The organism is Nonomuraea jabiensis (assembly GCF_014204795.1).
Taxonomy (GTDB): Bacteria; Actinomycetota; Actinomycetes; order Streptosporangiales; family Streptosporangiaceae; genus Nonomuraea; species Nonomuraea jabiensis.
The window spans coordinates 9383444-9410285 of record NZ_JACHMB010000001.1; the positions used below are offsets into that span (position 1 = coordinate 9383444).

Genomic DNA, 26842 nt, shown 5'->3' on the forward strand with positions numbered 1-26842 from the left:
CGTGAGTACGCAGGACACGGGCCTGGCCGCGCGGCCGCCAGGGTCCCAGGCTGTCAGGCGAGTTACCCACCTGAACGAATTGGAGATGAACCGTGCCCCAGACGCTCGGACTCATCGGGAGCGGCATGATCGGGTCTTCGGTCGCCCGCCTGGCCGTGGCGGCCGGCCTCGAGGTCGTCCTCAGCAATTCGCGGGGGCCCGAGACCCTCGCGGACCTCGTCGCCGAGCTGGGCGGGCGTGCCCGGGCGGCCACCCCGGCCGAAGCGGCACGCGCCGCCGACCTGGTGGTGGCGGCCATCCCGCTGAAAGCCCGCGACCGGCTGCCCGCCGGCGCCCTGGCCGGCAAGACGGTGCTGGACACGTCGAACTACTACCCGGAGCGGGACGGCCACCTGGCCGAACTCGACGCGGGCGAGCTGACCTCCAGCGCCCTCGTGCAGCGCCACCTCGCCGGCGCCCGGGTGGTCAAGGCGTTCAACAACATCACCCCGCACCAGCTGCTCACCCTCGCCCGGCCCACGGGCGCGCCCGACCGCAACGCCCTGCCCATCGCCGGCGACGACGCGGAGGCGAAGGCAGAGGCCACCCGGCTGCTGGACGTCCTCGGCCATGACGCGGTGGACCTCGGCACGCTTGCCGACAGCTGGCGCAGCGAACCGAACACCCCGGTCTACATCCAGCCCTACCTCGGCGAACTACCCGCCATGAGCGTGGCGGACTTCCTCCGCTGGACCCTCGGGAACCCCGGCATCGCCGTCCCCGCCGCGCAGGTCGGCAGGCTCGTCGAGACCGCGGAACGCCGGCCGGCGGGCGAGGCCAGGCTCCCGAGCGCCGGCTGACCCCTGAAGGCTCATCGCGCAGAACGCCTCGACGGCGTTGATGACGGCCTCGAAGCGCAGCGAGTGGAACAGGTCGAAGGCGTGCTGCCCGCCGGGCAGCTCGGCGTAGGCGACCGGCTGGGCCGAGAGCTCGCGCAGGCGTCCGGCGAGGAGCCGGGCGCCCTCGACCGGCGCGACGGTGTCGTGGTCGCCGTGGATGAGGAAGAACGGCGGCGCGTCCGGCCGGACGTGGGCGAGGGGCGAGGTCCGCGGACCCTCGCCGTAGTAGGGGCCGTAGTAGCCGCCCAGCCCGATCACCCCCGCCACGAACGCCGGATCGTCGGAGGTGAGGGCGGCCATGGCCGACAGGTGAGCGCCGGCCGAGCTGCCCGCGAGGAAGATCCGGCCTGGATCGGCGCCATAGGAGCGCGCGTGCTCCCGCACCCAGGCGATCAGCTTCCTGGCGTCCGCCAGGTGGTCGTCGAAGGTGGCCTGCGGGCGCAGCCGGTAGTTCGCGCTGACGCACACCCAGCCCTGTGCGGCCAGGCGGTAGAGGAGGGGCAGCGACTGGCTGTCCTTCCTGCCGCCGCTGTAGCCGCCGCCGTGCAGGTGGATCAGGACCGGGGCCCCGGTGGGCCGGGAGCGGTGGCGGTAGAGGTCCAGCAGGTTGCGCCTGCCGGCCGTGCCGTACGGGAGGTCGGGGATCCGTTCCACGGAGCGGCGGCGGCGCAGGAAAGGGCTGAGCAGGATGCGCCCGTACGGGAGGCGGCGCGAGACGGGCACCGCCCCCATGGCGCGCCGCACGACGGGCAGGGCCTGGTGGCCGCGCCAGGCCACCCGGACCAGGCCCGCCATGGTCAGGGCCGCCGCCCCCGCGATGATCGGCGAGGTCAGGTCGCCTTGCGCGAAGGCGAGCACCGAGGCGGCCAGCAGCCAGGCCGACACCACGAAGGGCAGCTCGTTGACGGCCAGGCCGAGCCGGAGGCTCAGCATGGCCAGAAGCCGGGTACGACCGGGCGCGGCCAGCGCGAAGAACGTGCAGATCGCGACGAGGAGCAGCGTGATCAGGTACCCGAAGGGCAGGTTCATCGCCGCGCCAGCCCCGCGACGAGCACGGCGCCGACGACCAGGTGCAGCAGCATCAGCACCAGCGTCGCGGCGAGACCGGCGGCGCTGCCGAGCGGGCCGAAAAGGGACAGGACGAGCACGACCAGGGCGGTGATCGTCCAGACGCGGCCGGGCCTGGCGACCCGTCGTTCCAGAACGGCCAGCAGCGCCCAGCCCGCGAGCCCGACCACCAGGCTCGCGACGATGACCGACACCGGGCCGACGGTCTGCGTGGCGCCGCCCGTCCGCACGGTCAGCGCGGCGCCGGCCAGCGGCACCGCCAGGGCCCACACGGCCAGGGCGGCCGCGGGGGCCGCGATCACGGTGAGGAGCAGTCTTCTGAGGGAGGTGTTCACGCCGCTCAGCCTCGCCCGTCCGGGCGGGTCGCCGCATCGGGCCCGCGGTCGCGCTCTGTCCGTCCCCGGTGGGGTACGGGTCCTCCTTTAGTAGGTGATGGCTCCTTCGTACCGGCGACTAACCTGGGCCGGTGAGTGAGATGCGACCCTCGCGGCCCCTGGCCGTGGCGGCCATGGCCCTCGGGGTGGGCGCGCTGACCGGCCTGACGCTGTGGGGGCAGGGCGGCGGGCCGCTGCTGTGGCCGGATGTGGCGGTGGCGGTGCTGAGCCTGGTCGCGGCGCTCGCCCAGCTGTGGTGGCCGGTCTCCGGGGCGCTCGCCGCGGCCCTGCTCGCCGTGGCCTCCCCGGTGGCCACGCCGGCGGCGACGACCGGGGCGCTGCAGGTGGCCCAGCGCAGGCGCTTCCCCGTCGCGGCGGCGGTGGCGGCGGCGGGCATGGCGGCCCATCTGGTCCAGGGGCTGTGGCGGCCGAGCTCCGGCATCTCCCTCGGCTGGTGGCTGCTGCTGATCTGCGCCGCGTACGGGGCGCTGCTCGGCTGGGGCGGGCTGGCCCGCTCCCGCCGCGCCCTGCTCATCTCGCTGCACGAACGCGCCCGCCGCGCCGAGGCCGAGCAGGGCAGGCGGGTCGCCGAGGCCCGCATGGCCGAGCGCCGCCGGCTCGCCAGGGAGATGCACGACGTGCTGGCCCACCGCCTGTCGCTGGTGGCCACGCACGCGGGGGCGCTGGAGTACCGGCCTGACTCCTCGCCCGACCAGCTCGCCCGGGCCGCCGGGGTGGTCCGTTCCGGAGTCCACCAGGCGCTGGAGGAGCTGCGCCAGGTGATCGGCCTGCTGCGCGAGGAGGACGACCTCCTGGACGAGCTGGAACCCCAGCCCACGCTGGCGGACGTGGCGCGGTTGGTCGACGAAGCGCGCCAGGCAGGTCAGGCCGTACAGGTCAGCGACGAGACCGAGGGCGCCGCCCCGCCCGTCGCCGGGCGGACCGGCTACCGGGTCGTCCAGGAAGGGCTGACCAACGCCCGCAAGCACGCCCCCGGCCAGCCGGTGGAGGTGCTGCTGCGCGGCGCCCCGGGCACGCGCCTGCTGATCGACATCAGCAACCCGCTGCCCCCGCCCGGCTCGGCGCCGGCCGCGCCCGGCAGCGGCGTCGGCCTGGTCGGGCTCACCGAGCGGGTACGGCTGGCCGGCGGGCAACTGGACCACCACAGGACCGGTGGGCGGTTCCGGCTCCAGGCGTGGCTACCATGGCCCGCGTGATCCGCGTGCTCCTGGTCGACGACGACGCCCTGGTCCGGGCCGGGCTGTCCATGATGCTGGACGGTGTCGCGGGCATCTCCGTCGTCGGCGAGGCGGCCGACGGCCAGGAGGCCGTCACCGCCACCGACGCCCACGCGCCCGACGTCGTGCTCATGGACCTGCGGATGCCTCGTGTGGATGGCATCACCGCCACCCGCCGGCTCCGCGCCCGCGCGCGCCCGCCGGAGGTGATCGTCCTGACCACCTTCGACACCGACGAGAACATCCTGCACGCGCTGCGCGCCGGCGCCAGCGGGTTCCTGCTCAAGGACACCCCGCCGCCGCAGATCGTGGAGGCGGTCACCCGGGTCGTGGCGGGGGATCCGATCCTGTCCCCGCGCATCACCCGGCGGCTGATGGAGCGCACCGTCGCCCAGGCCGGGGCCTACGAGCGGGCCCGCGCCGCCCTGGCCGCCCTCACCCCCCGCGAGTACGAGGTCGCCCTCGCGATCGGGCGCGGCCGGACGAACGCGGACATCTCCGCGGAGCTCGCCATGGGCATCACGACGGTGAAGGCGCACGTCTCCAACATCCTGACCAAGCTCGACCTGGACAATCGCACCCAGATCGCGCTCCTCGCCCACGACGCGGGCCTCGCCTGAACATGATCAGGGGCTTTCGCGGCCGAGCTCCGCGAGGCGGGTCAGCGCCGGCAGGGCGGCGGCGATCGCCCGGCGCTGTTCCGGGGTGAGCCGGGCGACGAGCGGGGCCAGGTGGCGGGTGCGGTCGGCGTGGCGGGAGCGGCCGATCCGGCGCCCGGCCTCGGTGATGTGGACGAGCACGGCGCGGCCGTCGGTCGGGTCGGGGCGGCGCTCCACCAGGCCGTCGCGCTCCAGCCGGGTGATGAGCTGGGTGATGCCGGGCTGGCTGACCTGCTCGGTCCTGGTCAGGTCGGTCAGCCGCATCGGGCCGTCGCTGAAGGCGAGGGTGTCGAGCACCGACAGGGTCGTGAACGGCAGCTTCTCCAGCACGGGGAGCCGGATGTAGAAGCGGTTGAAGTGCTCGATCGCCATGGTGAAGGCGTCCACGTCGAGATCGTCGCGCGAGGTGTCGTCCACGCCGAGAACATACCGAATCTTGCTTGAGCTGCGCTGACCCGATAATCGGCCGCGAAATTTGATCATTTGCCCTATCTTCGACGGAAGTGTGCGACTCGAAGGGGCATACCGTGACCAACACCCCTACCAACGTGCTGCTCGCCGGAGTCGTCGGCTCCACCGCCTACGGCCTGGCGGGGCCCGACTCCGACGTCGACCGGCTCGGCGTCTTCGCCAGCCCCACACTGGCCATGGTCGGCTTGTCCCGGCCCAAGGAGAGCATCGTCCAGACGAACCCCGACCGCTCGCTCCACGAGGCCGGCAAGTGGTGCTCGCTCGCGCTGGGCGGCAATCCCACCGTGATGGAGCTGGTGTGGCTGCCCGACGACCTGTACGAGACCCGCACCCCGCTCGGTGACCGGCTGATCGCCATCCGGACCGCGTTCCTGTCCGGCCCGCGGGTCCGCAACGCCTACCTCGGGTACGCCACCCAGCAGTTCAAACGCCTCGACCAGCGCGGCGACGGCTCGTTCTCGGCCGACACCCGCAAGCGGACCAGCAAGCACGCCCGCCACCTCGCCCGCCTCCTGCACCAGGGGCGGGAACTGTACGAGACCGGCCACCTGCCGATCCGGCTCCCCGACCCCGAGGCGATCCGCGCCTTCGGGGAGAGGGTCGCCGCCGGCAGCCTCGAGGAGGCCCAGGCCCTGCTGGCGGCCACCGAGGAGGTGTTCGACACCGTGCGTACGCCGCTGCCCGACCGGCCCGACGAGGCGACGGTCGAAGCGTGGCTGCGCGAGGTCCGCATCGCCCACTGGGACCCGCCGACCTCGCCGCCCGTCGTGCGGGATCAGCCGTTCAGCAGCGGGACGAGGTATTCCTCCTCGTAGTCGAGGTGGGCCTCGACCTCGCGGGTGAGCCGTTCGACCTCCGCCAGCAACGTGCCGGGGGAGAGGCCGTCGTCACGCAGGAGCGCCTGGAGCTCTCCCAGCAGCCGCTGGACGGTCTCGTGCTCGGCGCGCAGCCGGTCCATCACCGGCTCCAGCTCCGGATAGCGCGCCTCCACCGCGGGGAAGACGGCCTCGTCCTCGCGCGTGTGGTGCTCGTGCAGGTTGGCGCACATGGTCAGGCAGTTGACGCGCAGCTGCGCACCCAGGCGCGGGCCCGACCGGGCGACCTCGGTGCGGATGCGGGACAGCTCCCTGCGGAAGGCGTCGTGCACCACCTTGAGCGCGTCACCCAGGCGGCCCGGCGGCGGCCCGTCGAAGATCGGGAGGAGCGCGACCACGGGCAGGACGCGGCCCGCACTCTCCTGGTAACGCCCCCAGCCGGGGTCGGCCTCCACGGCGCGGGCGAAGATGCGGTCGCGCTCCTCGCCCTCCAGCACGACCGCCTTCGCCTGGTAGGTGAAGACGCCGTCCTCCACGGTGACCTGCGGGTTGGCGACCAGATTGTGGTACCAGGCCGGGTGCCGCGGCGAGCCGCCGGCCGAGGCGATGATCAGGTTGCGCTCGCCGTCCGGCAGGTAGCCGAGCGGCGTCGTGTGGCGCGCGCCCGTGCGCGCTCCGACGGTCGTCAGAAGGAGCAGCCTGGCTCCCTCGAACATGCCGCCGACCTGGCCGCGGTTGGCCCGGAACTCGTCGATGATCTGCTGGTTGAAGTCAATGGGCATGCGTGTTTCGCTCCAAAGCGGAATGGGTTCTTCGATGACCTGGGAAACCCGTCGGAGCACGCCGCAACGGCGTGCGCGGGTCAGCTGCGTTCAGGCACGCCCAGCGATGTGAGAAGTCATCGGCCTCATCCCCTTTGGTTTCGGCGCCTCCATGCCGCCGCCGTCCCCACGGCCGGCGTCACGCGACGCGACGGCCATTACACGTTGATCGGCGCCGGATGTCAACTCGCCCGGGGGAAGTGCGCGAGGACGGAGTCGGATTGTCGGGGGCGATAAACGGCAGGCCGTACCCCGTACCGGACTCGAACCGGCGATTTCCCGGTTGAAAGCCGGGCGTCCTGACCGCTGGACCAACGGGGCCTTTTTCTTACGTACGTCCGGCGGGATTCGAACCCGCACCATCCGGTTCCTTAGACCGGTGCCTCTGCCATTGGGCTACGGACGTGCCGGCGTTTTCGTGGACCGACAGGATCTCGAAACCTGAACTCCTGCGTGCAAGGCAGGTGTGATGCCTTTTCACCATCAGCCCAAAGAGAAAGGCCGCCCGGTGGCTCACCCGGCGGCCTCTGGAGGATCCTTGAGAGGATTATCCAGAAGCCCGTCCGGCCGGCCCGAGCGCGCCGCCGCACGCCGCGCCCCGGCGATAGCGGCGTTCGGCTGCGAATCGCATGGGAGGCCTTTCTTTCGTTCTTCCGACGAAGATGACAGTAGCCGGTGCGCGTCGGCGCCTGCCATTGATTTATGGTGGGGCATGCGGATCGGAGAGCTCGCCGCGCTGCTCAGGGTGTCCACCCGGACGGTGCGCTACTACCACCAGCAAGGCATCCTGCCGGAGCCGCCGCGCCTGGCCAACGGCTACCGCGAGTACGGCATGCGCGACGCCATCGCCCTGGCCCGCGTGCGGCGCCTGGTGGAGCTCGGGCTGAGCCTGGAGGAGGCGCGGGACGTCATCGCGGACGACCGCTCCCGCGAGCTGTCCGACATCCTCGTCGAGATCGACGCGGACCTGGCCCGGCAGGAGCACGAGATCCAGCTGCGCCGCCGGCGGCTGGCCGAGGTGCTCAAGCAGGCCGAGGCCGGGTCGCTGGGCCCCGACGACACCTCGTCGCCCGATCTGCTGGCGTTCCTGCGCACGGTGGAGCTCCCGGCGTCGAAGGCGGCGGCCTGGGACCGCGATCTGCTGGTGCTGATGGACAGCATGGCGACGAGCGGCGACCGGAAGCAGGCGTTCGCGATGTTCGACGCGCTGGCTGCCGACCCCGCGATGGCGGCGCGCGGCCACGACTTCTACCGCAGGCTCGACGCGCTGGCCGACGCCTCGCCGGACGATCCGCAGGTGGGGCCGCTGGCGGAGGCGCTGGCCGACTACAGCGTGGTGCACCTGCTGGCCGGCTCCGGCCCGCCCGACTGGGACTCGGCGGCGGTCGAGCCGTTCCTCGACGGGCTCGCCCCCGCGCAGGCCGAGGTCGTACGGCAGGCGATGCGGATCATGGCGCGCCGGTGACGTGCGGGGCGACCCCGTCGAGCACCCAGTCGAGACCTTCGTCGAAGTCGGGCTCGACGTCCTCGCTCGCGACGAACCTGGCCACCTCCGGGTAGCGGCCGGTGGCCAGCATCCGGGTGAGGTACGGGCCGACGGTGCTCCGCCACTCCTGCTCGTCCAGGCCGCTGGCGCGCTCTGTGCGCAGCTCGGTGATCTCGCGGCGGACCGCGCCCATCACGTACGCGTTCACGGTGCTGACGACCCGCAGCATCGTGGCGACCGGCACGTGTTTCAGCGCGGTCAGGGAGGTCTCCAGGTAGGCCAGCGCGTTGGGCCCCAGCTGGGGCCGCCCGCCCAGCAGGTCGGCGAACCACTCGTGACGCAGCGCCGCCTGCCTGAGGCGCCGGGCGAGGTCCCGCAGCGCCGCCCGCCAGTCGCCGCCGGCCGGCTCTGACGGGACGATCTCGCCGTACACCTCGTCCACCATGAGGTCCAGCAGCTCTTCCTTGGTGGCCAGGTAGCCGTACAGGCGCATGGGGCCCGCGTCGAGCGCGGCGGCGACCTTGCGCAGCGACACCGCGTCGAGTCCCTCGCGGTCGGCGAGGTCGATGGCCGCGCGCACGATCTGCTCCCTGCTCAGCGGGCTCGGCGTGGGCCTGCTCGGCGGCTCGGGCCGCTCCCAGACGAGCATGGGATCACCTCCTTGAGGAACGAGATTACACCGTCTATGGTCGATACAGTGTATTGCTCAATACGCTGTATCGAAGGGATCCTCCCATGACCTCTCCCCGCATAGCCGTCGTCGGAGCCGGACTCGGCGGCCTCACCCTCGCCCGCGTCCTGCAGGTCCACGGCCTGCCCGTCACCGTCTTCGAACGCGAGCCGTCACCCGATTCCCGCTCCCAAGGCGGCACCCTCGACATGCACGTGGGTTCCGGGCAGACCGCGCTGGCCAAGGCGGGGCTGCTCGACGAGTTCCGCGCGCTGGCCCGGCCGGAAGGGCAGGAGATGCGGATCTTCGACGAGGACGGGACCCTGCTTTTTCACGAGCAGCCCGCCGACGGTGACGAGAGCATGCCGGAGATCGACCGGGGGCAGCTGCGCGGCCTGCTCATCGGCTCGCTCGCCGACGGCACCGTCCGCTGGGGCCACGGCGTGGAGAGGGCCGCCGGGCGGAGCGTGCTCTTCCGCGACGGCTCCAGCGAGGAGTTCGACCTGGTCGTCGGCGCGGACGGCGCCTGGTCCCGGGTGCGTCCCAGCCTGTCGCAGGTGACGCCCGCGTACACCGGCGTCAGCCTCGTCGAGAGCGGCTTCGAGGAGGCGCGCCACCCCGAGCTGGCGCGCCTGGTCGGCGACGGCAGCATGTCGGCCTACGGACCCAACAAGGCCGTGGTCGCCCAGCGCAACAGCAACGGCCGCATCCGCGTCCACGCCGCCTACCGCGGTCCACAGGACCGGCCCGTCGCCGAGGTGCTGTCGATGTTCGACGGCTGGGCGGAGAGCATACGCGCGCTCCTGCTGGAGGCCGACGAGCCGTTCGAGGCCCGGCCGCTGTTCGCGCTGCCCGTCGGCCACTCCTGGCCGCACACCCCGGGCCGCACGCTGCTGGGCGACGCCGCCCACCTGATGCCGCCGCTGGGCGCGGGCGCCAACCTCGCCATGCTCGACGGCGCCGAGCTGGCCGAGGCCCTGGCCGCCGAGCCCGACGTGGACGCGGCGGTCCGCGCATACGAGAGCGCCATGTTCCCCCGCGCGGCGCGCCTGGGCCGCTTCACCACCGACGGCCTCGACGTCCTCTTCTCCCCGGAAGGCGTCAAGGGCGCCCTGCGTCTCTTCGGCGAGCTCACCGGCTGACCGCGAAGGCCTGCCGGCCGCGGGCCAGGAGCTCCCGCACGGCCGGGCCGTGGCCGGTGCGCCAGACCAGCGCCAGCAGGGCGGGCGCGGTGACGTCGGCGATGGTGCGGGCGACGAGCCGGTCGCGGTGGCGGGCGGCCATGGAGTCGCTGAGGACGCCGACGGCGACGCCCCGGGCGGCGAGGTCGGCGATGGCGTCGGCGGCGCTGGCCTGCAGGGCGATCACGGGCCTGCGGCCCTGCGCGGCGCAGGCCCGCTCGAACACCGCGCGCAGCCCCGTGCCGGGCGGCATGCACACGATCGGGTACGCCTCCAGGTCGCGCAGGCCGACCTCGGGCAGTTCGGCCAGGGGGTGGCCGGGCGGGACGGTCACGACGAGGCGCTCGCTGACGATCGTGAACGCCTCCAGCCCGTCGAGGGCCTCGGTGGCCGTGCCCACCAGGGCCAGGTCGATCGTGCCGGCGCGGACCCCGTCGATGAGCCGGTCCGAGTTGTCCTCCAGCAGGGACAGCTCCACGCCGGGATGCGCGCGGTGGAAGGCGGCGAGCGCGTCGAACAGCGGCGTGACCGTGCAGCCGATCACCATCCCGACCGTGAGCCGCCCCCGGATCAGGTCGGTCACCTCGCCCACCGCCTCGCTGACCGCCCCCGCCGCCGCGAGCGCGGCCCGGGCGTGCTCCAGGGCCGCCCGGCCCGCGACGGTCAGCGTGGCCGTGCGGCCCGAGCGGTCGAACAGCTCGGCCCCGAGCTCCCGCTCCAGCTGGCGGATCTGGGCGCTGACGCCGGACTGGCTGATGTGCACCCGCTCGGCGGCGCGGGTGAAGTTCTGCTCCTCGGCGACCGCGACGAAATACTCCAGCTGCCTCAGTTCCATAACTGGAGATTCTAGCTTCCATAAAAACCATCTGTTGGACTTCTGATGGCGGGCCCGGCAGGCTGGGAGCCATGACGGAATACGAGAAGGCCATGCGGCCGGAGGACATCACCCGCCTGTTCGTCGAGCGGTCCAACGCCGGTGACGCGGCCGGGGTGGCGGCGCTGTACGAGGAGGACGCGGTGCTGGCCTACCCGCCCGGCAGCCAGACGGTGGGCCGGGAGGCGATCCGCGAGCTGTGGGAGAAGGTGCTGGCCGGGCGGCCGCACTTCGAGCCCGAGCAGCCGCTGCCGACGCTGGTCCACGGCGACATCGCGCTCACCTCCACCCCGCCGAGGGACGGGGCCGGGGCTCGGGCCCAGGTCGTACGGCGCCAGCCGGACGGGAGCTGGCTACGCGTGATCGACCAGCCCGAGTTCGTCCCGCCTGCGGTTCAGTAGACGGCGCAGCCGACACGGACCGCGACCTTGGGCGACCAGCGGCCCGAGGTGACGTCCTGGGCCTGGGCGCAGGCATTGGCGGGCTTGCCCGGGCCCGAGCAGTCGAACTTGCCGGTCTGCACGCCCCAGCTGCCACCGGCGTACGCGCCGCGCCTCGGTCCGGCTCTTCTGGTTGACGCAGACGTCGTCACCGGCGAAGGCTTCCCGCCACACCATGGTCGGGTGGGCCCGTGTCGAGGGCGGCGACGTCGGCGGCGAAGCGCTCGAAGCCGGTCGGCCAGGTCAGCTGGAGCAGCCGCAGGGGGGTGGTCCTCGCGGTTGGCGAAGGCGTGGGGCCGCCCGCGGGGCAGCAGGACGAAGGCGCCCGGGCCGGGCGGGCACTCCTGCTCGATGAGAGTCAGGGCCCCGCCGGTCTCCCGTCCGCTCACCTTGATGCCGCCGATCAGCCACCCCACGCTGCCTTCGGCGATCTCGGAGTGTGCCACGCCCAGCGCCTCAAGGCGGTCGGACCAGGCGCGTAACGCATGAAGGGTCGGCACGCCGAGCGCGACCGGGTCGAACCCGCTCAGGGCGGCGGCCCGCCCGGGCTCCTCGCGAAGCGCGAGCATGAGGCTCTGGCCGGCGTCGCGCAAGGCCGCGCCGCGCAGCGCGCCGTCCTCGACGAATTCGATCGCCACCTCGAGGCCGAGCACACGCCTGTGCCACTCCAGGCTCTTGTGGATGTCGGAGACAGGGAGCCTGACGTGGTGGAACCCACCCAGCGCAGTCATGAACCACTCCCAATGGGCGCTCCGCGCAGACCAAAGGCCGTATTGTGCGGGCCGGGGATATGCCGGGACGACCTTCCAGCAGGTCGCCGAACTTTCACTACGGCAGCAAGAGCCGGCTGCTCAAACACGTGGTCGACGCCGCGTCCGCCGGAGACGCCGAGCCCGTGCCGCTTCTGGGCCGGTCCTGGTTCGCGGCCCTGCAGGAGGAGCGAGACCCGGCGGCGGTCGTACGAGGGTGGACCCACGCGAGCGGCGTCATCCTCGAGCCGGGTTCAGAGTCGTTGCAGCCCGCTGAGCACCCGTTCCAGGAGGTCGGCCTCCGGCCGCCCGCCGGGCAGGCGCGGGTGGTACAGGTGCAGCAACCCGTCGGCCGCCATGTCGGCGATCAGCACGCGGGCCACCCCGAGCGGGATCTGCAGCACCGCCGCCACCTCGGCCACCGACCGGACCTGCCGGCACAGCTCGCTGATGGCGGCGTACTCGGGCGTGATCAGGGCGAAGGTGTGCGGCGGCGCGTCGGCGGAGCACACCAGGGCCTCCATCGCCAGCCTGATGCGCGGCGCCGTGCGCCCGCCGGTGACGGCGTAAGGCCGGACCGGCGAATCCGGGTCCTCCTCGTCGGGGTCGGGCGGCGGCCTCCAGCCGCTGCCCCAGGGCGGGTCGGTCATCCGCGCTCACCAGGACTGCCGGGCGCGAAGGGCCGGGGTGAGCACCTGCCCGGCCCGGTCCGCCAGGAGCGTCATCTGGTACGCCACCACGCCCATGTCGCAGTCGGGGGCGGCCAGCACGGCCAGGCAGGAGCCGTCGCTGATGGCGACGTTCAGCATGAGCCCGCGCTGCATCTCTATGGCGGTCTGGACGACCGGCCCGCCCTCGAACAGCGTGGCCGCGCCCTGCGTCAGGCTGGCCAGCCCCGAGGCGACGGCGGCCAGCTGCTCGGCGCGCTCAGGCGGGAAACCGGCCGAGACGGCGAGCGGCAACCCGTCGGAGGAGACGACCGCCGCGTGGGCGACGCCGGGGACCGACCGGGCGAAGTCGGTGATCAGCCAGTCGAGATTGCTGTTGCGGGTCATGGGCCTTCCTCGCGGGTCGTGCTCCCTGCATCGAAGGGAGGGATGCTGCGCATGCAGATGTCGTCGCGGGCCGCTCGGAACCCCTGCTGGTAGCTGGCCATGCGGTCGCGGACCTGCTCGGGCGAGATCTGCGGGATGGGGGCGACGCCCTTGGGCACCGAGGGGGTGTCGGCGCTGCCGGGCACCAGATTGGCCTTGGGGACGCGTTTGGGCAGGCCGGAGGCGGTGGTGCCGTCGTTGGCCGGGCTGGCGGCGGCCTCGGCCGCGCTCCATCCGGCGTCGGCCTCGGGGGAGCTCCACGCGCCGTCGGAGGTGTCGTGGTTGAACCAGGCCGACTTCACCGCCGCGAAGATCGGCAGGTAGCCGTCGGGGTCGGGGACGGGCGCCACGCCCAGCCCCGTGCCGAGCGGGTCCACGGAGATCGCCCTGGCGGGGACGGAGCCTCCCGGGACCGGGCCCGGGCCGCCGCGCAGGAGGTCGAAGCGCGCTCTGGCCCCGGGCGTGTCGAACACGCCCGGCCAGATGGAGGACGCCGACCAGCCCGTCGAGGGCTTGTCGGGCTCGGGATCGGTGGCGAACGACGGCCAGTCGGCCGAACCCGCCCCCACAGCCGGCGAGTACGGCCGCGGGGGCGGGACCACGGGCGGGGGAGTGGCGGCCCAGGAGTCGGAGATGTCGAACGGCCGCCCGAAGGAGGCTGCCGGCGTCGGCTGGGCGGGCGGCTGCAGCAGCGCCTCCGGCAGGAAGACCGTCGCGGTCAGGCCCTTGGAGTCGTTGAGGTGCAGCTGCACCCGGATGCCGTGGCGGTGGGCCAGCCGGGCGACCACGAACAGCCCCATGCGCCGCGAGACCGACACGTCCACCGTGGGCACGTGGGCCAGGCGCTCGTTGGCCTGCGCGAGCTCGTCGGGGACCATGCCGATGCCGCTGTCGGAGATGGACAGCACGGCGCCGCCGCCCTCGATGGCGGCGGCGGTGACCACGACGGACGTGGTCTGGGGCGAGAACGACAGCGCGTTCTCCACCAGCTCGGCCAGCAGGTGGATGATGTCGTTGACCGCCTGCCCCGAGACGGCGCTGCGGGTGGCGATCCGGGGCGTGACCCGCTCGTAGTTCTCCACCTCCGACAGGCAGGCGCGTACGACGTCGGCCACGCTGACCGGCTTGTTCCAGCGTCGGGGAGGCTCCTGACCGGCCAGGAGCAGCAGGTTCTCGTTGTTGCGCCGCATGCGCGTGGCCAGGTGGTCGAGGGTGAACAGGCTGGCCAGCCGCTGCTCGTCCTGCTCGCCCCGCTCCAGCCCGTCGATGAGCTTGATCTGCCGCTGCACCAGGGTCTGGCTGCGCCTGGACAGGCTGACGAACATGGCGTTGACGTTGGCGCGCAGCCTGGACTCCTCACCGGCCAGCCGGACGGCCTCGCGGTGGACCTCGTCGAAGGCCCGCGCGACCTCGCCGACCTCGTCCAGGGAGTCGACCCCGATGGGCGGGATGGCCACGGTGGTCCCGTCGCCGGCCTCGTGCAGCGAGCGCACGGTCCGGGGCAGGCGTACCCCGGCGATGTGCAGGGCCTCGGTGCGCAGCCGGCGCAGCGGCCTGACCAGCGACTGGGCCATGATGGCGGTGACCATCAGAACCGCGAGCAGCAGCAGGAGGCTGTAGGTGGCGGCCAGCAGCGCGTCGCGGCGCGCGGAGTCCTGCAGCGTGCGGCTCTGCACGTTGATCGACTCGCCGAGCCGCCGCTGGACGGTCCACATGCCGTCCACGGTGCCGCTGATCGCCTCGAACCAGCGCTCGGCGTCGTCCTTGCGGTCCGGGTCGAGATCGATCCGGCCGCCCCCGGTGACCTGGGCCAGCGCGCGCAGCCTGATCGCCTCGGCGCGGTCCACCAGCGTGCCGGTGACGGTGTCGTCGTAGGTCTGCAGCTCGTCCAGCGTGGCCACCGACCTGAACACGGCGATCTCGCTCTCCTGCTGGGCGCGTGCGGCCATGAAGCGTTCGAGCTCGCCGCTCTGGAAGCGGCCCGCCGAGGCCACCGCGGCGAGCAGGCCGCGCTGCTGCGAGGCGGCGTCGTGCGCCTTGGACAGGGCTGAGAGCGCGCGGACGCTGTTGCCCAGGGCCTCCTGGTCGCCGCCCTGGGCGATCTGGTCGTGGAACTGCTGGAAGGCGTTGATGATCTGGGAGTACTTGGTCAGCGCGGGCAGCGCGAGCAACTGGGTGGACTGCACGATGCCGCGGGTCGCGGGGATCTCCGGCAGCCGGCTGATCATCTGCTGGGTGATGGTCCAGGCGCTCTCGCCGTGGTCGGGGGTGAGGACCTGGGCCTTCGCGCGTACGGCGGCGACCGCCTCGTCCACGGGGGCGAACTGCCGGCGCAGCGGCTCCGCGCGCCCGTCCGGACGGCCGGCGGCCACGAAGTAGACCGCGAGGTCGCGCTCGCGGGCGAGCTGGTGGGTCAGCTCGACGACCGCGTCGCCGAGCTCAGCCTTCTCCAGTACGCGCTGGTACTGCCCCGCCGCGGCCCACGAGGTGATCACCTGCTGGGCGCCGAGCACGACGCCCACCCCGGTGGGGATGAGGATCAGGGCGACGAGACGCGCCCGCACCCGCCAGTCCCGCAGTCGCAGCCTGCGCTTCTGCCTCCTGCGGACGTGCGCTAATCGGGGGCGAGGGCCGCGCGCGGTCGGTTGCTTCGTCACTGGCTCCCCACTCTGTCGCCTGAACGCACGCCGGCATGCGAGGCGCGTGATGTGCGCCCTGAGACGAAGAGCAATTTGAGCACACACCGACGAGGTAGGCCAACCTTACAAAGACCGTGACTTCCATTGGAATGGCCGACTGACCTGGAATCCCTCCTATCTGCCCAAGGTCGCCAGAAATAGGACACTTTTGGACAACCCGTAATGATCCACCGAGTCATGACTCATGACATTTCATGGCAATTGGCGCAGATCCTGCTGTACGATCACCGGCGGCCTTTCGGATGCGTGGACTCGCCAAGGAGAAACCCTCAATGGAATCCGGTTCTGCTTTTCGCGCGGTCCTGGCGTTACTGGCCGCCGCCGCCCTCGCCGGGTGCGGTGGCGGCAGCACCCCCGCGGCGAACACGGGCGCGCCGGGAGACCTGGAGAAGACCACGCTGACCATCGGCGTCAGCCCCACTCCCTCCTCGGCGCCGGTGTTCATCGCCGACCGCAAGGGCTTCTTCAAGGCCGAGGGCCTGACCGTCAAGACGGAGATCATCCAGGCCCCGCAGGCGGTCATGCCGAAGATCCTCAACGGCAGCATCGACATATTCAAGGGCAGCTACGTCTCCCTGATCAACATCCAGGACAGCGGCGCCGCCAAATTGAAGATCCTTTCAGACAGTTTGCAGGGCGCGCCCGGCATCGCCGGCGTCGTGGTACGCAAGGACTCCCCGCTGCAGACCCCCAAAGACCTCAAAGGCAAGACGATCGCGGTCAACTCCCTGAACAACCTGGGCACCATGTCCATGAGCGCCCATTTGAAGGCGCATGAAGTAACGCCGAAACAGGTGAAGTTCGTCGCCATCGATTTCCAGGCACAGCTGGGCGCGCTGACGAGCGAGAAGGTGGACGCGGCCTGGATGGTGGAGCCGTTCCTGTCGGCAGCCCAGCAGGCCGGCGCCCGGCTGCTGCTCGACACCAACACCGGCCCGACCGACGCGCTGCCGATCGACGGCTGGGCCGGCACGGCGGAGTGGGTGAGCAAGCACCCGAAGACCACCGCCGCCTTCCAGCGCGCGGTCGCCAAGGCCCAGCGCCTGGCCGCCACCAACCGCGCCGAGCTGGCCGAGGTCGTCCCCCTCTACACGCAGACGCCCAAGCAGGCGGTGATGACCATGGCGATGGGCACCTTCCCGACCTCGCTGAACCCCAAGCGGATCCAGCGGGTGGCCGACCTGATGTACGAGTTCGGCTACCTGAAGTCCAAGGTGGACGTGGCCTCCATGGTCGTCCCGGAGCCCGTCACGCAACCCGGTTAGTGGGCCCTGCCTTACACGCGTCGGCCTCGACGCCGGGGATCCTCGCCGTACGGGTCGTCCACCAGGCCCCATTCGGCGTCGATGCGCATGGTGGCCCGGCAGCCGGTGTCGTAGCGCTCCCAGCCGGGGCAGCCCGGTGACGTCGCAGACGAACGGCAGCTCCACGGCGTGGGTGGCACCCAGTTCGCCGCCCAGAGCGTTCGAGCGCCACGCGAAGGAGTAGCGGTAGGTGGCGGCGGCCGCGCGTCCCGGGTGTGTGCGTGCGCGTCGGCCAGGCGCCGGCTGCCCGCGCCGAACAGGGCATCGCCCAGGACGGCCGAGCGCAGCTCCCCGGCGGACGCCTTCGCCTTGCGGTAGGTCTCGACGAGGTGGGCGGGATCGCCGCCGACGCCGGATCGCCGAGGCGCGGCCGTACCTCAGCGCCGCGTACGACACCTTCCGCCGCCTGGGCGCACGCCCGTGGGCGGAACGCGCGGAGGCCGAGCTGCGGGCGGCCGGCGGCGAGGAGCGGAGCGGGCATGTCCAGGAAGGCCACGACCGCCAGGGCGAGCGCGATGCCCGTGACCGCCGCGAAGGCGGCCGCCGAACGTACGAGCCCGGGGTCGCGGTCCGCGAGGCGATCCCATGAGCAGGGTGGCAACACGGCGACCCCGCAGGTCAGCCGGCGGAGCTCACTGGACGCTCCAGGCCTCCTTGCGGGGCGGATAGGCGAAGGTCTGTGTGCCGGCCCAGTCCTCTCCGACGACGCGGTAGTCGTGGGCGGCTTCGCCGGCGGCGTGGTCGCGGCCGATGTCGACCGTGTCGGCCGTCGACCAGGCACCGTCGACCTTGTGCTCCACGGTGTAGAGGAACTCGTTGAAGCCCGAGGGGGACACGCACGTGTTGACGATGGTGAGCGAGCCTCGCCCCCTCGTCAGATGCGGCGGGAGGGTGACGATCTGGTCTCTCCACTTGTAGATGCCGTCCTCGAGCAGCGGTCGCCATTCTGCGGCCGGGCTCCCGTTGACGGTGATGGTGGCCTGTTGCAGACCGACGCCCGCATCCAGCCGGCGGGTCAGCCGTACGCCCGTGTTGGCCGGGCTGACCCTTACGGTGAACCGGCTCGATCCTCCGCGAGGGAACGCACGACCATCGTCAGTGACGATGTGGGCGGGGTTGACGATGTGGCCAGGCACGCCTTCGGACGCGCCGGGTTGCGGCGTCGCCCGCTGGGCGATGACGATGCTCAGGATCACCGCTGCTGCCGGCACGGCCACCGCTGCGAGCAGGGCGGCTCGGCGCCGGCGCCGCCCGGCGGCACGGGGCGTGTCCGGGCTGCCGGGTTCGGGCATGGCCTGGGTGGCGATCTCCCTGGAGCCGGCGGGCAGCTGATGGAGACGCACCCGCTCCCAGGCCCGTTCCCACGCCGGAAGCTGATGGTCGGGGACGCGGCATCCCCGGAGGAACGCCACCATCACCGCCTTCTTGGGGAAGCGGCGACCGGCCAGCATGTCGGCGCAGGTGGAGCGGGGCAGCCGCGTTCCGCCCGCCCGGTCCGCCCGTTTCTGAAGCTCCCGAAGTGACACGTCGGCCCGCGCGAACTGCTCGGCCAGCAGTTTCACCAGATCCTCGGGAGAGGTCACCGACTCCAGCCCGCCGGCGGGCCGGGGGTCTTGGTCGCCTTGGGGGGCCTCGCTCATCGTTCCCAGACCCTGTCCTCTCCTGACCGGCCCGTCCGGCCGCGCCTGCTGCGACAGACAGTGTATGGGCAATCGCTCTACGTGTTCGAGCCCTCGCTTCCGCTCTGGTCGCCGGGACCGTACAGGCGCTCGATCGCCTCCACCTGCCGGGCGGCGAACCAGGCCCGGTCGCGCGCGCCCTGCGACAGCCCGCCGGGCCGTTCCCCGTCGTGCCTGGCGTACTCCTCGGCCCACAGCCCCGTCTTCACCCTGCTCACGAGGTTGCCCATGCCGGGCCGCCGCCGCAGCCGGCGCAGCGCGCCCACGTCCAGCTCGGCGGCGGCCACCAGCGACTCGCCCGCGCCCGCCTGGGCGAGCACGCGTCCCTGGTGGTCCAGCACCTCCGAGCCGCCGTTGGTGGAGTCGCCGGGGATCGGGATGCCCCTCAGGCCGCCGCTGTTGGCCGAGACCACGTAGGCCAGGTTCTCGGCGGCCCTGGCGCGGCGGGCGATCGCCTTCGGGGTCAGCGCCGGCGAGGACGCCTCGGAGGTGGGGTGGCAGAAGACCTCGGCGCCGCGCAGGGCCAGCGCGCGGGCCAGCTCGGGCATGAGGATCTCCTCCGAGGCCAGCACCGCCAGGTTGCCGATCTCGGTGCGGGCCACCGGCAGCACCCCGTCGATGCCGTAGACCTCCAGGTAGCGTTCCCACACGTCGTACGGGCTCGGCGTGAACATCGAGTGCAGCCTGCGGTAGCGCAGGACCGGCGCACCCTGTGGAGAGAGGATCACCGACGCCTGGAAGTACAGCTCGGGGAAGTGCTCGTCGCGCTCATAGGCGTTCACGCACAGGTAGACCTCGTGCCGGGCGGCGATCCCGGCCAGCGCGTCGTACTCGGGCCCGCCGGGGTCGAGCGCGGCCTTGTCGCGCCACTCGGCGAAGCTCTCGCGCATCGGGAAGCCGGTCAGCACGTACTCGGGCAGCACCACCAGGCGCAGGTCGCGGCCCAGCCACGCCTTGCTGCCGCCGACCTGCTCGGCGATCCGCTCGATGGCGGCGCGGATGGCGGCCCTCGGGTCGGCGGCGGCGTTGACGGCCCTGGTCTCCATCTGGAGCGCCAGGGCCGTGTAGGCGGTCACGAGTGCCCGTTGGCCGCGCACCAGGCCGGCCAGGTGGTGGCGCCCTTGCCGAGCTGCTTGTTGTAGAAGGAGCTCCAGGAGTTCTCGCTGGCGCCGGGCGCGGTGGGGGCGGCCTTGAAGAGCGGGTGGTTCGCCTCGATCTCGGCGCGCAGCCACGGCTCGATCTCGGCGTAGGAGTTCAGCGACCAGCTGCGGGCGTGGTAGGTGAGCTGGCCGCGTACGTCGCTCTCGGCCAGGCACATGAACGGCGCCCACGGGCTCGTACGCGCCCAGCTGATCTTGGTGTCCATGGCCCCGGAGGGGACGGTGCCCGGAACGGTCCTGGCGGCCGCCTCGCGCTCGTCCACGGAGAAGTCGAACATCTCCTGGGCCGCGTACACGCCGCCCACCAGGCCGAACCGCTCGCCGAGCGTGGCGCCGAAGTCGGTGCGTACGGGGATGTCACTGGTCCACACGTTCTCATCATGCAACTGGCGCACCGGCGGGCCCACGTAGGAGGAGGTGATGTTGAACGGGCCGAAGTTCACCGCGTCGTTGTTGATGGGGATGACCGGATAGGTCTTCTGGTCGATCGGGTTCTTCCATTCCCGCAGGATCCGCGTGGGGTCGGCGGGGTCGGTGTAGAAGACGATCTCGCGGGAGAGCTGGTAGAGCTGCGTCGTGTCCGGCACCCGGTACAGGCGCCTGATGTTGTAGCCCTCGATGTTGAACAGCTTCTGGCCGTGCCGCAGCGCCGGGTCCAGGCTGTTGCCCTCGATGTTGGCGTACACGCTGCCGGAGATCCGGAAGACCATGTCCTTGCCGTCGGGACGGCCGAAGGTCTGCAGCGAGAGCAGGCCGCTGCGATCGGTGACCGTCTTGTAGACCGGTCCAGGATAGGTCGGGTCGGTGGGCTTGTCGTCGGCCGCCGCCCCTGGAGCGGTCACGCTCAGGAACAGGGCGGCAAGGGCTAAAGACCGGAGGAGGTTGCGCTTGACCATGGGGTTCGCTCCGAACACTTAGGCGATTGAGCGAGCCAATGTGATCATGTCGCGCTCCGCGCTGTCCATCTCGGCGCAAAAAACTGAAATGGGCTCCAAAATTGAAGTAGACTCCAAGCATGGTGGAGGGGCTCCGGGAGCGGAAGAAGCGGCAGACCCGGCAGCGCATCGTCGACGTGGCCATCGGCCTGTTCGTGGAGCGCGGCTTCGAGCACGTCACGATCGCCGAGGTCGCGGCGGCCGCCGAGGTGTCGGTGAACACCGTCTACAACTACTTCCCGGCCAAGGAGGACCTCGTCCTGCCGCCGGAGGAGGCCTCGCCGCACCGGCTGGCCGACATCGTGCGGGAGCGCCCGCCCGGCCAGTCGGCGGCCGGGGCGGTGCTGGCGCGGCTGCGGGCGGAGGTACGCGGGCGCGAGCGCCAGGTGGGGCTGACGGAGGGGTTCGGGCGGGTGCTGGAGATGATGCGGGCCGCGCCCACGCTCGCCGCCCGGCTGGAGGACCTCGGCCGCCGGATGACCGACGAGCTGGCCGTCGTGCTGGCCGAGGAGACCGGGGCGGCCGAGGGCGATCCGCTGCCGCGCGTGGCGGCCTGGCACATCGGGTGCCTGCACTCGCTGGTCTACGCCGAGATCGGCCGGCGGACGGTCGCGGGCGAGCCGCCCGACGCCATCGCCGCCGCCGTGCTGGAGCTGATGGATGCCGCAGAAGAGCTGCTGGGCGAGCGTGTCCTGGCCTATGCCGTACGAAAGGGATGACCGTGTTCAGGGTGACGATCAGGGGCAAGTTCAAGGGGCTCGACGACGCCGGGCGGGCCGCCGTGCTGGCCACGAGCGGCGCGGCGTACACCGAGGCCGGGACCTTCACTCATGACGCCGGCGTGACGGCGTTCACCTTCCGCTGCCAGGTGCCCGCCGGGCCCGACGACGGCGAGGACGAGGCGGCTCTGGGGGCGATGGCGGCGCTGGAGGCGCACGGGCATCCGCACGAGATCCTGCAGCTCGCGGTGACCGACATGCGCGACATCAAGGTGCGACGTCGCCGCTGATCCCATATTTGGGATATCTTCTCTTATGTGAGACAGATGAGGGAGGTCGAGGCCAGGCTCGCCGGGCGGCTCGCGGAGCTGCGCGTCGAGCGGGGCTGGTCGCTGGAGGAGCTGGCGAGCCACTCGGGGATCAGCCGCTCGACGTTGTCGCGGCTGGAGCGGGGCGAGATCAGCCCGACCGCCGCCCTGCTGGGCAAGCTGTGCGCCGTCTACGGGCGTACGATGTCGCGGCTGCTGGCCGAGGTGGAGTCCGAGCCGCCGCAGCTCGTACGGGCGGGGGCGCAGGCGGTGTTCCGGGATGAGGAGTCCGGGTTCGTCCGGCGTTCGGTGTCGCCGCCCCACCCCGGGATGCGGGGCGAGGTCGTGGAGGGCAGGCTGCGGCCGGGAGCGGACATCTCGTACGACGCGCCGCCGGTGCCCGGGCTGGAGCAGCACATCTGGGTGCTGGAGGGGGCCGTGGAGATCACCGCCGACGGTCACACGCACACCGTGGAGGAGGGCGACTGCCTGCGCTTCCGCCTGTGGGGGCCGTCCCGCTTCCGCTGCCCCGGCCCTGACCCGGTCCGGTACGCCCTCCTGATCGTGCTCCCCTGACGACCCTGATAGACCTCGGAGGAATTCCATGCCCGCCATCGAGCGCCTGACCGCCGACGACTTCGACGCCGGTGTCAAGGAGCTGGCCGGACTGCTGGTCGATGCCGTGGACAGCGGCGCGTCCGTGGGCTTTCTCGCGCCGTTCGGCCACGAGGAGGCCGCCGCCTGGTGGCGTTCCCAGGCCCCGGCGGTGGCCGACGGCAGCCTTCTGGTGTGGGTGTGCCGCGACGGCGGCGCCGTCACCGGTACCGTCAGCCTCGCCCTGGCGAGCAAGCCGAACGCCCGCCACCGCGCCGAGATCGTCAAGCTGATGGTCCACCGCGAAGCCCGTGGCCGGGGCCTGTCGCGCGCCCTGCTGGCCACCGCCGAGCAGGCCGCCCTCGACGCCGGGGCGGACCTGCTGCTCCTGGACACCGAGACTGGCAGCACCGCCGAGCACGTCTACCGCACCGGCGGCTGGACCCGTTACGGCATCGTCCCCGGCTACGCCGGATCCCCGGACGGCACCCTCCAGGACTGCAGCTTCTTCTACAAGCGGCTCGAAGCCAAGCGGCTCGAAGCCAAGCGGCTCGAAGCCAAGCGGCTTGGAGCCAAGCGATTCACAGCGTCCGGGTGAGCGCGTCGAGGTCGGCCAGCCGCTCGGCGGGCGCCAGGCGGGCGGCCGTGGCGACGAGCAGCAGCTCGGTGACGGCGATCTCGTGGGCGAGCGGCGCGATCGGCCCGGCGGCCTCGCGCGGCAGCCTGATCAGCACCTCCGCCTCGGCGGCCAGCGGCGACTCCCAGGCGTCGGTGACGAGCACCAGCCGCGCGCCCCGGGCGCGGGCGGCCTTGACGAAGCGGGCGGTGCCGGAGGAGTAGCGCCGGAAGTCGTACGCCACGACCACGTCGGACCCCTTCAGATCCAGCACGACACGCGCCCGGGCCTGCGTGGAGTCGGGCACCCGGTGCGCGCCGGGCCGCAGGCTGGCCAGCTGGCGGATCAGGTATTCGGCGGCCAGCTCGCTCAGCGGCCCGCCCAGCGCCCACACGGTCCTGGCCTCGGCGAGCAGGGTCGCGGCCGCGTCGAGGAGCGGGTCCGTGGCGGCGGCGAGCGTGCCGTCCAGCCCCGCGCGCAGGTCCTCGGCGGCCTGCCGCAGCTCGGGGCTGGTGGCGGGGGAGTCGGGCGCCCGCGAGACGAACTCCAGCAGCCGCGACCGCCCCCGCGCCCCGTCGCGCACCGCGGCCTGGAAGTCGGCGAACCCGCCGTACCCCAGCCGGTCGAACAGCCGTGACGCCGTGGGCGGGCTCACCCCGGCGCGCTCGGCCAGCGCCCGCAGCGAGCCCAGCGCCGCGAACGGATAGTCGTCGAGCAGCACCCTCACGATCGCCCGCTCCCCGGGCGGCAGCTCGGGATAGACGGTGCTGAGGCGGTCGGCCACCGGATCGTTCTCCACAATGACAAATGTTACATCAGCACCGGCTACCCAGGTTTACGAAACGAATGTTACGGTGCGGGGCATGAGAACCTGGCACGGTCTGATCGACAGCGACTACCGGCGCTGGCTGCCGGTCACCGCCGACACGCCCTCCATCTCCCTCAACGAGGGCAACACCCCGCTCCTGCGCTCCGCGCACCTGTCGGAGCTCACCGGCTGCGAGGTCTGGCTGAAGGTCGAGGGCGCCAACCCGACCGGCTCGTTCAAGGACCGCGGGATGACGGTGGCGATCAGCAAGGCCGCCGAGGCCGGGGCGCAGGCCGTCATCTGCGCCTCCACCGGCAACACCAGCGCCTCGGCCGCCGCCTACGCCGCCCGCGCCGGAGTGACGGCCGCCGTGCTGGTCCCCAAGGGACGGATCGCGCTCGGCAAGCTGAGCCAGGCCGTACGCTACGGCGCCGAGATCGTCGAGATCGACGGCACCTTCGACGACTGCCTGCGCGTGGCCCGCGAGCTGGCCGCCCACCACCCGATCGCGCTGGTCAACTCGGTCGGCAACGAGCTGCGCCTGGCCGGGCAGCGCACGGTCGCCTACGAGATCGTGGACGCGCTCGGCGAGGCGCCCGACGTGCACTGCCTGCCGGTCGGCAACGGCGGCAACATCACCGCCACCTGGGGCGGCTACCGCAACTACCACGACGCCGGCCTGGCCACGCGGCTGCCGCGCATGTGGGGCTTCCAGGCGGCCGGCGCGGCCCCGCTCGTCCACGGCGCTCCCGTGGCGGCCCCGCGTACGGAGGCCACCGCGATCAGCGTGGGCAACCCGGCCACCTGGGACGGCGCCGTGACCGCCCGCGACGAGTCCGGCGGGCTGATCGAGGCGGTGACCGACGAGCAGATCTTCGCCGCGTACCGGCTGCTGGCCCGCCGCGACGGCGTCTTCGCCGAGCCCGCCTCGGCGGCCGGCGTCGCGGGCCTGCTCGACCGGCACGAGCGGGGCCTGCTGGAGCCGGGCCTGCGGATCGTGATCACGCTCAGCGGCAACGGCCTGAAGGACCTGGACGCCTCCCTGCGCGGCGGCTACACCTCGACGGAGACCTCCTCGTCCGCCTCCGACGTGGCCCGGGCCCTGCGCCTGGCGGCCTGACCGGACTTGTGGAAGGGGTATCGGTCGCCAGCAGAGGAACGAGCGGAAAGTTGTGGGATCCCTCCATGCCTGGAGTGTGGGGTTGTGGTGTGGGATCGTCCCCATGATGGATGCATCGAAGCGGCGCGGGTTCCCCACGGGCGACCTGGCGCGGGTGGCCGTGTTCGCGGCGCTGATCGCGGTGCTGGGCGTGCCCGGCTCGCTCAACCTGTTCGGCAACGCGGTCCCGATCACGCTCCAGACGCTGGGCGTGATGCTGGCCGGGGCGATCCTCGGCACGTGGCGGGCCGCGCTGGCCGTGGTGGTGCTGCTCGTGCTGGTCGCCGCCGGCCTGCCGCTGCTGGCGGGCGGGCGCGGCGGGCTCGGCGTGTTCGCCATGCCGTCGGCCGGATACCTGATCGGCTGGATCCCCGGCGCGGCGGTGACCGGCTGGCTCGTCGAGCGCGCGGGCCGCAACCCGGGAATCTTCCCGCTGATGGTGGCCTGCCTGGTGGGCGGGATCGGGGTGATCTACCTGTTCGGCATCCCCGTCCAGTCGCTCGTCACGGGGGTGTCCCTGGGCGCGACCGCGGCCGCCAGCCTCATCTTCCTGCCCGGCGACCTGATCAAGGTGGTGCTGGCGTCCGTCGTGGCCAGGGGCACGCAGCGGGCCTACCCGGACGCGGTCCCGGCCGTGCACCGCGAACGGCTGCGCTCCGGCGGGGGGCGTTGACCGCTCGATGCCCGTAGCACGACACGTGATGCGGCACGCCGCCGAACGCCCTTCGCGCCCGGCGGTGTGCGGCCCTCAGGGCGAGCTCACCTACGCCCAGCTCGCCGAACGGATCCACGGCGCCGCCCGCCACCTGCTCGGCCGCGGGATCGGCCCGGGCGCGCTGGTCGCGATCGGCCTGGCGGACCCCGTCGAGCTGCTCACCGCCGTGCTCGCGGCCGACCTGGCGGGCGCGACGCCGCTGGTGGGCGACCCCGCCTGGGGCCGGGAGCGGTGGTCGAGCGTCGCCGCCTCGGCCGGGCCCGGCTTCTTCGTGGACGCGCCGCTGCCCGGGGCGGCGGGGCCGGCGGTGCGGCACGATCCGGAGCCCGGGGACCGGGCGTGGGCGTGCTTCAGCTCGGGCAGCACCGGCCGGCCGCGCGCCATCGTACGCACCCGCGCGTCGTGGACGGAGTCGTTCCCGCACCTCGGCGAGCTGGCCGGGATCGGCCCGGACGACGTCGTGCTGATCCCGGGCCCCCTCGTCTCCAGCCTGTACGCCTTCGCCGCCGTCCACACCCTGGCCACCGGGGCGACGGCCCTGCTTCCCGGCCGCCGGCCCTCCCGCGCGCTGCCCGGCCTGCTGGCCAGGGCCACGGTCGTGCACCTGGTGCCGCACCTGCTGCCGGAGGTGCTGGAGCACCCGGGAGCGCTGCGCGTGGCCGTCGTCGGCGGCGCGGCCCTCGACCCCGGCACCCGGGCGGCGGCCGTCCGGGCGGGGGTCCGGGTCGTGTCCTATTACGGGGCGACGGAGCTGTCGTTCGTGGCGGTGGACGCCGACGGGGGCGGGCTGCGCCCGTTTCCGGGCGTGGAGATCGAGGTCCGGCCGGGCGGCGGGCTCGGCGAGGTGTGGGCGCGCTCGCCGTGGCTGGCCGACGGCTATCTGGGCGGCGCCGCGGGCCCGTTGCGCCGGGACGCTGACGGTTGGGCGAGCGTGGGCGACGTGGCGGAGCCGTACCGGGTAGGAGAGGTGCTGCGGGTACGCGGCCGGGGGGACGGCGCGATCCAGACCGGGGGCGCCACCGTCGTGCCCGAGGACGTCGAGGAGGTGCTCAGGAAGGTGCCCGGCGTGGGGGACATCGTCGTGATCGGCTCGCCGCATCCGTCGCTGGGTGCGGTGGTGACGGCGGTCATCGAGGCCGAGTGCGCCACGCCGCCGGCGCGCGCGCTGCTGGAGGCGACGGCCAGGGGCGGCCTGGACGAGGCGCAGCGGCCCCGCCGCTGGTATGCGGTGCCGAGCCTGCCGCGCACCCAGACGGGCAAGCCCGCCCGCGCCCTGGTCGCGGCCCGGCTGGCGGGCGGCGACCCCGACATCCGGCGGCTGATCTGAC

General features: G+C 72.7%; 28 protein-coding genes, 3 tRNA genes and 1 pseudogene. 15 read left to right on the top strand and 17 right to left on the bottom strand.

Going from position 1 to position 26842, the window contains the following annotated elements:
* Nucleotides 1-92: 92 nt before the first annotated feature.
* The gene (locus HD596_RS65195; protein ID WP_185075114.1) at nt 93-839 is read left to right on the top strand and encodes an NADPH-dependent F420 reductase; all 747 of its coding nucleotides are present in this window, start codon (nt 93-95) and stop codon (nt 837-839) included.
* 90 nt (nt 840-929) lie between these two features.
* Here the strand turns inward: HD596_RS65195 and HD596_RS65200 are convergent.
* Nucleotides 930-1907: pseudogene (locus tag HD596_RS65200) on the bottom strand (alpha/beta hydrolase); the annotation flags it as partial.
* Nucleotides 1904-2281, bottom strand: coding sequence for a DUF6069 family protein (locus tag HD596_RS42775; RefSeq protein WP_185075115.1), 378 nt, complete (start codon nt 2279-2281; stop codon nt 1904-1906). The pseudogene HD596_RS65200 and the gene HD596_RS42775, both read right to left, overlap by 4 nt.
* A gap of 140 nt (nt 2282-2421) precedes the next feature.
* Between HD596_RS42775 and HD596_RS42780 the strand changes: the two genes are divergently transcribed.
* Complete coding sequence (locus HD596_RS42780; RefSeq protein WP_185079050.1) at nt 2422-3537, top strand: sensor histidine kinase; 1116 nt, start codon at nt 2422-2424, stop codon at nt 3535-3537.
* Complete coding sequence (locus HD596_RS42785) at nt 3525-4178, top strand: response regulator transcription factor (RefSeq protein ID WP_185075116.1); 654 nt, start codon at nt 3525-3527, stop codon at nt 4176-4178. Before HD596_RS42780 ends, HD596_RS42785 begins: the two co-directional genes overlap by 13 nt.
* Nucleotides 4179-4184: 6 nt before the next feature.
* Here HD596_RS42785 and HD596_RS42790 read toward each other — a convergent pair whose 3' ends face one another.
* Nucleotides 4185-4634, bottom strand: coding sequence for a MarR family winged helix-turn-helix transcriptional regulator (locus HD596_RS42790; protein ID WP_313046321.1), 450 nt, complete (start codon nt 4632-4634; stop codon nt 4185-4187).
* A gap of 110 nt (nt 4635-4744) precedes the next feature.
* Between HD596_RS42790 and HD596_RS42795 the strand changes: the two genes are divergently transcribed.
* Nucleotides 4745-5503: a nucleotidyltransferase domain-containing protein gene (locus tag HD596_RS42795; protein ID WP_185075118.1), complete on the top strand. Its 759-nt coding sequence runs from the start codon at nt 4745-4747 to the stop codon at nt 5501-5503.
* On the opposite strand, the gene HD596_RS42800 is transcribed toward HD596_RS42795, so the two are convergent.
* The 4 genes from HD596_RS42800 to HD596_RS42815 all read right to left on the bottom strand — a co-directional run bounded on the left by HD596_RS42800 (nt 5464) and on the right by HD596_RS42815 (nt 6814).
* Nucleotides 5464-6285, bottom strand: coding sequence for a nitroreductase/quinone reductase family protein (locus HD596_RS42800; protein ID WP_185075119.1), 822 nt, complete (start codon nt 6283-6285; stop codon nt 5464-5466). The genes HD596_RS42795 and HD596_RS42800 overlap by 40 nt on opposite strands.
* 287 nt (nt 6286-6572) lie before the next feature.
* A tRNA-Glu gene (locus tag HD596_RS42805) sits at nt 6573-6645 on the bottom strand.
* A gap of 12 nt (nt 6646-6657) precedes the next feature.
* A tRNA-Leu gene (locus HD596_RS42810) sits at nt 6658-6730 on the bottom strand.
* 13 nt (nt 6731-6743) lie between these two features.
* Nucleotides 6744-6814, bottom strand: a tRNA-Ala gene (locus HD596_RS42815).
* A 222-nt stretch (nt 6815-7036) separates the two neighbouring features.
* On the opposite strand from HD596_RS42815, the gene HD596_RS42820 reads away from it, so the two are divergent.
* Nucleotides 7037-7789, top strand: a complete 753-nt coding sequence (locus HD596_RS42820; RefSeq protein ID WP_185075120.1) for a MerR family transcriptional regulator — start codon at nt 7037-7039, stop codon at nt 7787-7789.
* On the opposite strand, the gene HD596_RS42825 is transcribed toward HD596_RS42820, so the two are convergent.
* Nucleotides 7773-8459, bottom strand: coding sequence for a TetR/AcrR family transcriptional regulator (locus HD596_RS42825; protein ID WP_185075121.1), 687 nt, complete (start codon nt 8457-8459; stop codon nt 7773-7775). The genes HD596_RS42820 and HD596_RS42825 overlap by 17 nt on opposite strands.
* An 86-nt stretch (nt 8460-8545) precedes the next feature.
* Here HD596_RS42825 and HD596_RS42830 point away from each other — a divergent pair, with 86 nt between their 5' ends.
* Entirely contained in the window at nt 8546-9622 is a 1077-nt protein-coding gene (locus HD596_RS42830) for an FAD-dependent oxidoreductase (RefSeq protein ID WP_185075122.1), read from the top strand.
* Here HD596_RS42830 and HD596_RS42835 read toward each other — a convergent pair.
* Nucleotides 9612-10496, bottom strand: coding sequence for a LysR family transcriptional regulator (locus HD596_RS42835; protein WP_185075123.1), 885 nt, complete (start codon nt 10494-10496; stop codon nt 9612-9614). The genes HD596_RS42830 and HD596_RS42835 overlap by 11 nt on opposite strands.
* Nucleotides 10497-10567: 71 nt before the next feature.
* Here HD596_RS42835 and HD596_RS42840 point away from each other — a divergent pair, with 71 nt between their 5' ends.
* Nucleotides 10568-10936, top strand: coding sequence for a YybH family protein (locus tag HD596_RS42840; protein WP_185075124.1), 369 nt, complete (start codon nt 10568-10570; stop codon nt 10934-10936).
* Here the strand turns inward: HD596_RS42840 and HD596_RS62700 are convergent.
* The 4 genes from HD596_RS62700 to HD596_RS62705 form a co-directional block, all read right to left on the bottom strand.
* Nucleotides 10930-11706, bottom strand: coding sequence for a VOC family protein (locus tag HD596_RS62700; RefSeq protein ID WP_246555279.1), 777 nt, complete (start codon nt 11704-11706; stop codon nt 10930-10932). The genes HD596_RS42840 and HD596_RS62700 overlap by 7 nt on opposite strands.
* A gap of 272 nt (nt 11707-11978) precedes the next feature.
* Nucleotides 11979-12374 carry a DUF742 domain-containing protein gene (locus HD596_RS42850; RefSeq protein WP_185075125.1) on the bottom strand — a complete coding sequence of 132 codons (396 nt, stop codon included), beginning with the start codon at nt 12372-12374 and terminating at the stop codon, nt 11979-11981.
* A 6-nt stretch (nt 12375-12380) separates the two neighbouring features.
* Nucleotides 12381-12779 carry a roadblock/LC7 domain-containing protein gene (locus tag HD596_RS42855; RefSeq protein WP_185075126.1) on the bottom strand — a complete coding sequence of 133 codons (399 nt, stop codon included), beginning with the start codon at nt 12777-12779 and terminating at the stop codon, nt 12381-12383.
* A complete protein-coding gene (locus tag HD596_RS62705) occupies nt 12776-15475 on the bottom strand; it encodes a sensor histidine kinase (protein WP_185075127.1) in 2700 nt (899 codons plus the stop codon). The genes HD596_RS42855 and HD596_RS62705 overlap by 4 nt, the downstream gene beginning before the upstream one ends.
* A 314-nt stretch (nt 15476-15789) precedes the next feature.
* Between HD596_RS62705 and HD596_RS42865 the strand changes: the two genes are divergently transcribed.
* Nucleotides 15790-16782, top strand: coding sequence for an ABC transporter substrate-binding protein (locus HD596_RS42865; protein WP_185075128.1), 993 nt, complete (start codon nt 15790-15792; stop codon nt 16780-16782).
* 671 nt (nt 16783-17453) lie between these two features.
* Here the strand turns inward: HD596_RS42865 and HD596_RS42870 are convergent.
* The 3 genes from HD596_RS42870 to HD596_RS42880 all read right to left on the bottom strand — a co-directional run bounded on the left by HD596_RS42870 (nt 17454) and on the right by HD596_RS42880 (nt 20556).
* A complete protein-coding gene (locus HD596_RS42870) occupies nt 17454-18461 on the bottom strand; it encodes a hypothetical protein (protein WP_185075129.1) in 1008 nt (335 codons plus the stop codon).
* Nucleotides 18462-18538: 77 nt separating this feature from the next.
* Entirely contained in the window at nt 18539-19576 is a 1038-nt protein-coding gene (locus tag HD596_RS42875) for a nitrilase-related carbon-nitrogen hydrolase (protein ID WP_221519801.1), read from the bottom strand.
* Nucleotides 19573-20556, bottom strand: coding sequence for a DUF1838 family protein (locus HD596_RS42880; protein WP_185075130.1), 984 nt, complete (start codon nt 20554-20556; stop codon nt 19573-19575). The genes HD596_RS42875 and HD596_RS42880 overlap by 4 nt, the downstream gene beginning before the upstream one ends.
* 119 nt (nt 20557-20675) lie before the next feature.
* Here HD596_RS42880 and HD596_RS42885 point away from each other — a divergent pair, with 119 nt between their 5' ends.
* The 4 genes from HD596_RS42885 to HD596_RS42900 are packed head-to-tail and all read left to right on the top strand — an operon-like array spanning nt 20676 to nt 22814.
* Complete coding sequence (locus tag HD596_RS42885; protein ID WP_185075131.1) at nt 20676-21314, top strand: TetR/AcrR family transcriptional regulator; 639 nt, start codon at nt 20676-20678, stop codon at nt 21312-21314.
* Nucleotides 21311-21604 carry a DUF6204 family protein gene (locus tag HD596_RS42890; RefSeq protein WP_221519802.1) on the top strand — a complete coding sequence of 98 codons (294 nt, stop codon included), beginning with the start codon at nt 21311-21313 and terminating at the stop codon, nt 21602-21604. Before HD596_RS42885 ends, HD596_RS42890 begins: the two co-directional genes overlap by 4 nt.
* A 36-nt stretch (nt 21605-21640) precedes the next feature.
* Entirely contained in the window at nt 21641-22198 is a 558-nt protein-coding gene (locus HD596_RS42895) for a helix-turn-helix domain-containing protein (RefSeq protein ID WP_185079053.1), read from the top strand.
* A 28-nt stretch (nt 22199-22226) separates the two neighbouring features.
* Nucleotides 22227-22814 carry a GNAT family N-acetyltransferase gene (locus HD596_RS42900; protein ID WP_185075132.1) on the top strand — a complete coding sequence of 196 codons (588 nt, stop codon included), beginning with the start codon at nt 22227-22229 and terminating at the stop codon, nt 22812-22814.
* On the opposite strand, the gene HD596_RS65205 is transcribed toward HD596_RS42900, so the two are convergent.
* A complete protein-coding gene (locus tag HD596_RS65205) occupies nt 22798-23631 on the bottom strand; it encodes a MurR/RpiR family transcriptional regulator (RefSeq protein ID WP_185075133.1) in 834 nt (277 codons plus the stop codon). The genes HD596_RS42900 and HD596_RS65205 overlap by 17 nt on opposite strands.
* 64 nt (nt 23632-23695) lie before the next feature.
* On the opposite strand from HD596_RS65205, the gene thrC reads away from it, so the two are divergent.
* The 3 genes from thrC to HD596_RS42920 all read left to right on the top strand — a co-directional run bounded on the left by thrC (nt 23696) and on the right by HD596_RS42920 (nt 26841).
* Nucleotides 23696-24760 carry a threonine synthase gene (gene thrC, locus HD596_RS42910; RefSeq protein ID WP_221519803.1) on the top strand — a complete coding sequence of 355 codons (1065 nt, stop codon included), beginning with the start codon at nt 23696-23698 and terminating at the stop codon, nt 24758-24760.
* A 103-nt stretch (nt 24761-24863) separates the two neighbouring features.
* Complete coding sequence (locus HD596_RS42915; protein ID WP_185075135.1) at nt 24864-25472, top strand: biotin transporter BioY; 609 nt, start codon at nt 24864-24866, stop codon at nt 25470-25472.
* A gap of 7 nt (nt 25473-25479) precedes the next feature.
* Nucleotides 25480-26841, top strand: coding sequence for a class I adenylate-forming enzyme family protein (locus tag HD596_RS42920; protein WP_185075136.1), 1362 nt, complete (start codon nt 25480-25482; stop codon nt 26839-26841).
* The last annotated feature ends 1 nt before the right edge of the window (nt 26842 follow it).